This is a genomic window from Methylobacterium mesophilicum (genome assembly GCF_036441335.1).
Classification (GTDB): domain Bacteria; phylum Pseudomonadota; class Alphaproteobacteria; order Rhizobiales; family Beijerinckiaceae; genus Methylobacterium; species Methylobacterium mesophilicum_B.
Map to the genome: position 1 here is coordinate 1 of NZ_MLBW01000038.1, position 9,294 is coordinate 9,294.

The 9,294-nt window shown below is 70.8% G+C and carries 5 protein-coding genes and 1 pseudogene; 1 reads left to right on the forward strand and 5 read right to left on the reverse strand.

Annotation, left to right across the window (positions count from 1 at the left end; genetic code table 11):
- Nucleotides 1-21: 21 nt before the first annotated feature.
- The 3 genes from MMR14E_RS28510 to MMR14E_RS28520 form a co-directional block, all read right to left on the reverse strand.
- Complete coding sequence (locus tag MMR14E_RS28510; protein ID WP_331318980.1) at nt 22-1,314, reverse strand: cytochrome P450; 1,293 nt, start codon at nt 1,312-1,314, stop codon at nt 22-24.
- Between the two features lie 76 nt (nt 1,315-1,390).
- Nucleotides 1,391-2,530, reverse strand: coding sequence for a helix-turn-helix transcriptional regulator (locus MMR14E_RS28515; RefSeq protein ID WP_331318981.1), 1,140 nt, complete (start codon nt 2,528-2,530; stop codon nt 1,391-1,393).
- A gap of 158 nt (nt 2,531-2,688) precedes the next feature.
- Complete coding sequence (locus tag MMR14E_RS28520) at nt 2,689-4,509, reverse strand: di-heme-cytochrome C peroxidase (RefSeq protein WP_331318983.1); 1,821 nt, start codon at nt 4,507-4,509, stop codon at nt 2,689-2,691.
- Nucleotides 4,510-4,898: 389 nt separating this feature from the next.
- Between MMR14E_RS28520 and MMR14E_RS28525 the strand changes: the two genes are divergently transcribed.
- Entirely contained in the window at nt 4,899-7,706 is a 2,808-nt protein-coding gene (locus MMR14E_RS28525) for a hypothetical protein (protein WP_331318984.1), read from the forward strand.
- 746 nt (nt 7,707-8,452) lie between these two features.
- Here MMR14E_RS28525 and MMR14E_RS28530 read toward each other — a convergent pair.
- Both MMR14E_RS28530 and MMR14E_RS28535 read right to left on the reverse strand, forming a co-directional pair.
- A complete protein-coding gene (locus MMR14E_RS28530) occupies nt 8,453-8,671 on the reverse strand; it encodes a hypothetical protein (protein ID WP_331318986.1) in 219 nt (72 codons plus the stop codon).
- Nucleotides 8,672-8,993: 322 nt separating this feature from the next.
- Nucleotides 8,994-9,294 (reverse strand): annotated as a pseudogene (locus tag MMR14E_RS28535) (metallophosphoesterase); the annotation flags it as partial.

Here is a 9,294-nt window from a genome sequence, read left to right on the forward strand (position 1 = left end):
GCGTCCTGTCCGCGCGCCGGGCTAGCCGGGCGCGGCGGCGCCGGCCGGCCGTCCGGCGTAGGAGATCCGGAACGCGGTCGGGAACGGCGTGCCCCCGTCCTCGACCGCGCCCTCGGCCCGCACGGCGTCGCGGAGCAGGATGCGGCGAACGATCTCCGGGATCATCGCGCCCGCCACGTAGCGGCCGAGGCACTCGTGATGGCCCCGGCCGAAATGGAGATAGGTCTGATCCGGGCGGGTCGGGTCGAAGCGGTCCGGCTCGGGCACGCCGGTCGCGTCGAACATCGCCGACAGGCTGAGGGGCAGGACGATCCGGCCCTTGGCGATCCGGCTCTCGGCCGGGCTGCCCCGGCCGAGCACGTGGTCGGTCTCCGCCTGGCGGAACATGAAGGCGACGATCGGCGCGAAGCGCAGCGCCTCCCACACGTAGCCGTCGAAGGCGGCGGGTCCGGTCCGGGCGGCCGCGCACGCGGCCGCGAGAACCTCCGGCCGGCCGAGGAGCTCGGCCAGGGCGCGCACCACGGCCTCGGACGTGGTCTCGATGGCCCCGATCAGCAGGCCGCCGACGTTGATGACGACGCGGTCCATGCCGAAGCCGGTCGCCGCCGGCAGTTGCAGCCGGAGCAGCCGGGTGAGGACATCGTCGGGCAGATCGGCGCCGGCCTCGATCGCCGCGACGCGCGCCGGGATGATCATGGCGAAGGCCGCCCGCATCTCCTGACGTGCCCGATCCGCCGCCGCGTGGATCGCCTCGGCATCCGGGCGCTCGTCGAAGGGGAGGTTGTTGAACTGGTCGAACTGGTTCGCGTACGACCAGCGCAGGAGGTCGGCATCCGGGGCCGTGAACCCGAAGACGCGCTGCACGATCCGCAGCGGCACGAGGCGCGACAGCGACGCCACGACGTCGATGGTCCCGCTGCCCGCGTCGAGGCCCGCGTCGAGGGCCGCGTCGGTGACGGCACCTGCCTGATCGCGGATCGCCGGGAGGTCGCGCCAGGACAGCACGGCGCGCATGACCGCCTTGTCGCGGTAATTCACCTCCGTGCCGTCCAGCGCCAGCATGAACTCGCCCATCTTGGGCTTGTAGAGCGCGACGGAGAAGACCTGCGGCAGGGACAGGATCTCCTCGACCTCCGCGCGTCCGGCGACCAGGATGGCCGCGCCGCAATCCAGGGCGGTCCGCCGCGCGCGCAGCTGCGCGAAGAAGGGCCGCGGCGCGCGGGCGATCCAGTCCCGGGCGCGCTGCCAGCGCTCCGCCACCGGCAGGGCCTCCAGGAAGGCGAGGCAGGGCGTCTCGGGAGCGGCGGCGCGCATGCACGACCTCCAAGGATCTTTCAAGGATCGTCCAGGGATCTTCGCGGCGCGGGCGGTCCGGCCCGGCGCCCGGTGGTCAGTTGAGCGAGATGTCCAGCCCCTCGCGCAGGCGCGCCACGAGCTCGCCCTGCCGGTGCGTCTCGGTCTTGGCGAACAGGGCGCGCAGCTGGGTGCGGGCGGTCGAGATCGCGATGCCGCGGTCCTGGGCGTAGGCGTCGAGGGACCGCCCCGAAGCGACCGCGTTGGCCAGGATCGACTCGGCGACGGTCAGCCCGAACAGCGTCTGCAGCCGCGCGGCGTTGCTCTCCTGGGCCTTCTGGGTCCCGGTCCGGATCACGATCGCCAGCTCGGCCCGCACCTTCGAGCCGCTGCCCGCCGGCCGCTTCGACAGCGGGTGCAACGAGACGCGGTAGGGCACGCCGCTCTCGCCGCAGGTCACCGTGATGTGGTCGGCCTGCGTGATCGCCACGTCGCCGCTCGCGGCCGCGAGCGCCTCGCCGGCGGCGCGGGCGATCCGCCGCCCGGTCTGGCTGTCCTTGAGGACGAGGCTGCCCTTCACGAAGGACAGGCCGGTGCGGGACCGGGCGAGCGCTTCGGCCGCGCGGTTGGCGTGCGCGACGCGCAGGTCGGAATCGGTGAGGATCACGGCGGCGTCGAGCAGGTCCAGGGCGGAGGCGAGATCGGACGTGCGCTCGGAGGCCTGCCGCATCAGCGCGTACAGCTCGAAGGCCCGGCGCAGGTGCGGGACGAGCATCGCCAGGCGCCGGACCTCGTCGGACCGGAACGGGCCGCCGTCCTCGCCGCGCATCGCCGCGAGCGTCGCCATGACGTCGGCTTCCTTGGCGAAGTAGGTGACGAGGCTGTGCTCGATCTCGAAGGGCTGGACGACCTCCTTGAACAGGGCCGACTCGCGGAACTGCACCGCGTCGACCCCCTCCTCGGCGCGGATGACCTTGCCCTGATTCGACAGGATGTAGGGGAGGCGCGGATCCTCGGTGGCGTGCCGGTAGAGGAATTCGCGGTAGCGCGCCCGCTCGAAGCCGGACACCGCCCAGAGCGGCTTGCGGTTGCCGTCGAGGCTGAACACGGCGAGCTGGCCGACCCGCCCGCCGACGAAGTCGGTCAGGTCTTCCAGGAGCGCCGACCACTCCTCCGGCTGGCCGACGCGGTCGTAGATCGACCCCACCAGAACCGAATACGTCTCGAGATCCTGCATGGCCACGCTCCCCGGTGAGTGCGTATCTTGACTGGTGTCAGATCTCCAACCGTCCGGTCAGTCGGATAGGGGCCGAAAACGGTCGTTCCATTACGGATGCAATCGAACGACAAATCAATACTGATAACGTGGGAATCGTTAGCGCGGGACCCGCGCGTCTAGAGGGTTCTCAGATACTCCAGGAGCTGCCGGCGCTGCGCGTCGTCGAGCTGCTCTGTGCCGTAGGCCGGCCCCTCGTGGCCGGTATTGGCATTGCCCGGCAGCGCGGTGTCGAACAGGAACGGCCCGACGTCGGACCGGAAGCCGATCCGCTCCTCGTCCAGCTCGCGGCTGCCGACGCGGAACGTCCGGGATCGCCGGCCGGACGGCAGCAGAAGCTCGTACAGGTTCGGCACCGAGCCGTTGTGCAGGTACGGGCCCGTCGCCCAGATCCCGTTCAGGGGGCGCGCCTTGTAGACCAGCAGGTCGCGGTCCCTCCGCGCACCGACCAGCGCGGCGACGAGGCCCTTGCCGCCGGCGGTCGAGACATCGTCGAGCATCGCGTTGCGGGCTTCGAGGGCGGCGGTGCCGCGCTTGAGCAGTCGCTCGAGGATCACGGCCCGGTCCGCCCCGACGCCCGACGGGTCCGGTCCGCGGTCGAGCGGCGCCAGGATCGCGCCGGCGACGAGCGTGGCCACGAGTTCGAGGCTGCGCGTCTCGGCGGCCAGCGGCGGCGTCGTCGCCAGGAACGGCATCCGGACCCCTTCGAGGATCCCGGTCCGCGCGCGCCGGGACACGGCGTTCGTCGCCATCCTCGGGTCGGTCCCGATCTCCGCCAGCGGCGTCAGGGTCACCGTCAGCGCGCGGTTCGCGCCGGTCGGGGCGAGCGCGTGGCAGGACAGGCAGTACCGGTCGTAGTGGACCTTGCCGGCCGCGGCGTCCCGGGCCTGCGCCTCCGTGCGCGGCGCGATCCGGTCGGGCCAGGCCGGCGCCGTGAGGGCGCCCAGCTGGGTCTCGATCCGCAGGAGGTTGACCCGGTCCGCCGAGGTCTCGAACCAGAGCGGCGGCAGGGTCGGCTCCCGGATGTCGGCGCGGGCGAAGACCCCGAGCACCTCGCCGACATTCCGGCCCAGCCGCTCGACGGCGAGCCCGTTCGCGGCCGAGCCGTTCCACTGCACCCGGTCGTGCCACGACGTGTCCCACAGGAACGGGTAGCTGACGGGGGCGTCGGGCGGGGCGATGTTGTGCGGGTCGCCCAGATCGATGCCGGTCGCCCGGTTGAAGATCATCCCGAAGGCGTCCAGGCGCGCCGGGCCCCAGGGCACCGCGGTCCGGCTCGACGCGACGTAGCGGGTGAAGTCCTCGGCCAACCGCGTCAGGCTCGCCCGCAGGCGGCGGCGGTCGGCCTCGGACGGGCCCGCCCCCGGCGCCGACAGTTCCGCCGGGATGACGCGGCGGGCGAAGCGGTCGAAGCGCGCCGCGTCGTCGCGCGTCCGCGCGAGCGCGCGGCCGAGTTCCTCGATGAAGGCGAACATGTCGGCATCGGCCGGACCGCCATCGATCAGGATCGACCGGCCGCGCAGGTCGACCCGGTTCACGTGGCAGGCGGCGCAGGTCATGCCGATCCATTCGCCGCGATCGTCGACATCCTTCACGAAGCCGATCGGAAGCCCGCTGCGGTTCGATCCGCGCGTCCCGTCATACGGGTTCGGCAGGTAGCCGAAGCGCGCGAGCCCGTCCGCGACGAAGAGCCCGTCGTCGTCCGGACGCTCCAGGGACATGAACCAGGCATACGGCATGATCTGCGAGCCCTGGCTCGCCCGGTAGAACCACGCGCGCTCCTGCGGCGTCCAGGATTGATCGAGGAAGTGCGGGCCGTCGCCCGGCCCGTCGCCCGGCCCCTGGTCGGCGGCGCGCAATCCGGCCTGTGCCGGGACCAGGATGATCGCGGTGAGCGCGAGGACGCGGGCGGACCGGCGGGCGGACTGGGAGCGGGTCACGATCGCACCTGGGACATGGCGGGAACCCTGCCTTCGCGAAGCGTCTCGCCGAGTTCAATAAACGTCCAACCCCGCCCGCGCGTCCTTCAAATGGAGGATGTTCGAATACAGTTTTTCTGTGAGGCTCAGAGAGTCGGTAATTTCAGCCGTCCGCTACGCTGCGGCCCTGATCGGCCGCAGGTCTGATCCAGATGAGCCGCTTTCATGGCGGCTCTTGGCGACAAGATCTATATCTCCGTTACTGAAACTGTAAAATTTTATCGTGTTTTGTTCCGATCTCCGGCGGAAAAATGTTCGGGCGGTCAATCGTCGGACCGGCCGCGGCGCGGTCGTTCCCGTATCGCGGCCGCTGAACCGCACGGTCCGGCACCGGGGCGACAGGAGGAGCGATGAGCGCCAGTCTCGCGGGTATCGAGGCCGATACCCCACCGCATCATCTGCCCGCGGTGACGACGGGCCGGGACGCGTGGTTCCTCGACACCGAGCAGGCGCTCGAGGAGGAGATGGATCATTTCTGCGGGCCGCCGCAGGCCGGCGATCCCGTGCCCTGGCAGGCGCGGGCCGACCAGGCCCGGCTCGCCGCCCTGTGCCTGTCCGGCGGCGGGATCCGCAGCGCCACCTTCTGCCTCGGCGCCCTGCAGGCGCTGGCCAGCCGGCGGATGCTCGGCGAGTTCCACTACCTGTCGACGGTATCGGGGGGCGGCTTCGCCGGCGGCTGGCTGCAGACATTCATACGGCAGTGCGGCAGCGTCGCCGAGGCCGAGCGCCAGCTCGGCGGCTCGGGCAACGAGATCTTCGCCAAGCTGCGGCGCTACACGAACTACCTGACTCCGGAAGTCGGGATCCTGTCGTCGGACACGTGGGCCGGTATCGTTCTCTACATCCGGAACACGATCCTCAACTGGTTGATCATCTTCCCGCTGCTGCTGTTCGTTCCCCTCACGCTGCTCGCCTACAGGACGGCGCTCGAGGCGGCGAGCGGCAGCACGCTGTGGCTGCCCCTGGTGCTCGGCAGCGCCGCGCTGTTCGTCGCGACGTTCAGCGCCTGCATCCACCTACCGAGCCATCGGCCGCGGACGGGCGACGTCACGGCGTACGCGTCCCCGGCGCGGATCGCGGCCTGGATCATCGCGCCGACCTGCGTCTGGGCCCTCGCGCTGCCGTTCACGCTCCGCGCGCTGTTCGAGCAGCCGCTGCCGGTCTCGGGCCTGTCCCTGTGCCGCCTGGGCCTCGCCTACTTCGCCGTGCAGGTCGCGGCCTATCTCAGCGGCCTGATCTGGCAGACCTGGAAGGGCCATCCCGGCCTCTGGCTGTACGAGCGGAATGTCGGCCCCTGGCTCGCCAGCAGCCTCGTCTCGGCCGCTCTGATCAGTCTCTGCGCCGGCGCGGCCATCGACTGGCTGGTCGGCGGGGCTGCCAGCTTCGACGCTGGAGATGCGAATGTCTCGCAGACCCTGACCTACGCGGCCCCGCCGGCGCTGATCGTCATCCACCTGCTCCAGAGCGTCATCTTCATCGGGTTCCGGAAGAGCGCCGAGTGCGCCGACCTCGACCGCGAGTGGGTCGCGCGGGTCGACGGACAGCTTCTGCTGGCCGCGATGGGCTGGACGGGGCTGTGCCTGTGCTGCCTCGTCCTGTCCGCCAACGCCCTCGGCCGCGACGATGCGCAGATCCCCGCCCTGTTCGGCGCGCTCGCCGCCCTCGCCACCGGCCCGGCCGCCGCCTTCCTGGGCAAGCAGGTCTTCGTCCGCGCGCAGTCCCTGGCCGCCAAGGGGCGGATGGACGACCTCGTGATGATGGGCCTCAGCGCGATGGCCGCGGTCTTCGGGATCACCCTGTTCGCGCTGATGGGCTGGTGGCTCGGCCGCCTCCTCGGCTCGGCGTACGACCTGTGGGGCAACTGCCTGCTGCCGCGCTGGGCGCTGGGCGGCGCGGAAGCCGGCTCCGTCTGCGGCATCAACCCCTACGGCATGATCGTGATCCTGGATGTCGCGGTGGCGGCGGTCCTGGCCGGGGCCGTCTGGCTGTTCGGCCGGGTCAACGTCAACCGCTTCTCCATGCACGGGGTCTACCGCAACCGCCTGACCCGGGGGTTCCTCGGCTCGGCGCGGACGCGGCGCGACGCCGATCCCTTCACCGACTTCGACGAGGAGGACAGCCCGCGCATCGCCGAACTCGGGACGGAGAAGCGGCTGCTGCCCGTCGTCAACATGACGCTCAACCTGACGGATCTCATCCACACCGAGTGGGCGGAGCGGAAGGCCGCCTCGTTCACCGCGACACCCTTCGCCTGCGGATCGGCGATCCTCGACCGCGCCGACAGGGCGCGCGACGAGCCCGGCACCGGCGGCCCGCGCGGGGCCTACATCCGCACGTCCCAGTATGCGGGGATGGAGACGCGCGGCGATCGTGTCAGCGCGGGTCGAGGACCGCTGCTGGGCGGTCTGCTGACGATCTCAGGCGCCGCGGTCAGCCCGAACTGGGGCTATCACTCGTCGCGCCTGATCGCGTTCCTGATGACCTTGTTCAACGTCCGGCTCGGCGCCTGGCTGCCCAACCCCGCGGTGGCGCGCCGGGACGACCTGAAGCTCGCCAAGCCGGCGAACTCGGTGCTCGCGCTCCTGAGCGAACTGGGCGGCCGCAGCACCGATGTCCGGCAGGCGATCTACCTCTCGGATGGCGGCCATTTCGACAATCTCGGCGTCTACGAGATGCTGCGGCGGCGCTGCGCGCGCATCGTGGTGATCGACGCGGGCCAGGACGAGCACTGCACCTTCTTCGACCTCGGCAACGTGATCCGGAAGGCCGAGGTCGATGGGCTGGCGAAGGTCCAGATGGGCGAGATGCGCATTCTCTCCCGCTCGGCGATCGAGCGCGAGGGCAAGCGCGTCGGTGCGCTGGGCTACGCGCGCGGTACGATCTCGTACCCGGGCGCCCGCGACGCGGCATCGCTGATCTACATCAAGCCGAGCTTCCTGGACGACATCCCCGCCGAAGTCCGCGCCTACGGCGCGACCAGCCCGACCTTCCCGCACGAGAGCACGGCCAACCAATGGTTCTCGGAGAGCCAGTTCGAGAGTTACCGCGCCCTCGGCTTCTATCAGGTCAGCAAGATGTTCGGCTCGCAGCTCACGACCTTGTCGGATTGGTCCGTCTATCTCGACAGCGAGATCGGGCGCCGGGCCGCGGATTGCTAGCGCGGGCGAAGTCTCCGGACGCGGCCGCGCTGCCGATCGCGGTGACCGCCCGGACGCAGAAGTCCTGAACGATCCGTGCCGGGACGGTCGATGCCGATCTGGCCGCGCCCGGGACGTCGGCGCGTCACCTGGGCGCCGAGGCGCGATGAACACGCCTCAGGTCACCCTATCGTCGGCGCCGCCGAGCGCGTGGTGCGGAGAACGTCTTCCGGCCCGCGCCGCGCGCTCAATAAAGCCGGCCAGCGTCCGCCACCGGACCGAGCGGTCGAAGCTGAGAGGGGCCGGGATTATTGCGTGCCGGCAGCGATCCGGTGCATCGAATGGCGCGGAAACTCTATTGCTCGACCCCATTGAGGCGTCAATTGAGCGATCTACGTAAACTTGCTCGCGTCGGGCGCGCGGAATCGATCAAATGATGGATGCTTTAGTTGGGGGTCGCTGCTAGGACACGCTATCCTGTTGGGCGGAGGAGCGGATGCGGTATCGGGCCGTAAGTGTCTTGGATGTGTCGGCCGCGGTTCCGGATGGGACACCGACGGACGAGACCCTCATGCTCCGCGAGCACATCCGTCGGATCCTGCGCAAGCTCTCCCGGGTCAGGGCCGAGCTTCAGTACAGCTGAGCGGTGCGGGGTGTGTCGGCGGTGCGGATCTCTCCACGCAGCCCCCGATCGTCGGGACCGGCCGGGTCGTGCCGCATCCGCGTGGCCGCGACGGGCGGCATCCCGTTCGGTGCCTCGGTAGCGTCTACGAGATCACCTCGGTGTCGTGGCGGCTCGGCGCGGGTTCGGCGTCGCGACCGGACGGAGTGTAGGCGCACCAGCCACATTGCCCGAGGTCGGCCGCCCGCGGCGCGTTCCACTGCGAGCAGAGAGGGCAGATCTTCAGCACGAGCTTGGCGCCGTGCGCGAAGGCCAGACCGCGGCCGCGGAACGTGACTCTACCCTGGGGGAGATCAGTGGACATCGGCGCCCTGACTGCAACACAGGTTAGTCACTGGAACCTGTCCAATCTGTCGAATTCCGTCAACCCCGGATGACGCTCCGCGTCGCGATCGGGATGTCGTGGTCTGCCGCGATGACGAAGCTGCCCGAGTTCTTTCCGGTGGATCGCCGGAGACTTCGGGCGGGGCGGTAGCCTGGCGTCCGCGCAGCGGGAGCCGAGGTCCCAGCGGCTCCCGAGCGGCTCCGGTCACGATTCTGCTCGCACCCCTCCCGCACGGCACGATTCGACAGCGATGCCGGTCTCGGCCGGGTCGCACCGAGGGCGACGAAGCGATCGCGCCGCGTCAGGCGGCGGTCCGCAGGGTGATCCGCGTGAGCTCCGACGGACGCCCCAGCCGGAGGGCGAAGCCGGGCCAGAGACCGGTGCCGTTGCCGACATAGAGCTGCATCGCCCCGACCCGGTACGCCCCCGAGACGAACCCGGCATTGCCGCGCGCCACCAGACGGTCGAGGCCGCGGATCATGCCGCCGTGGGTATGGCCGGAGAGCTGGAGCGCCACCCCGCGCGCCGCGGCCCGGGCGGCGTTCGCCGGCTGGTGGTCGAGCAGAACGATCGGCGCGCCCGCCGGTGCGCCCGCCAGGGCA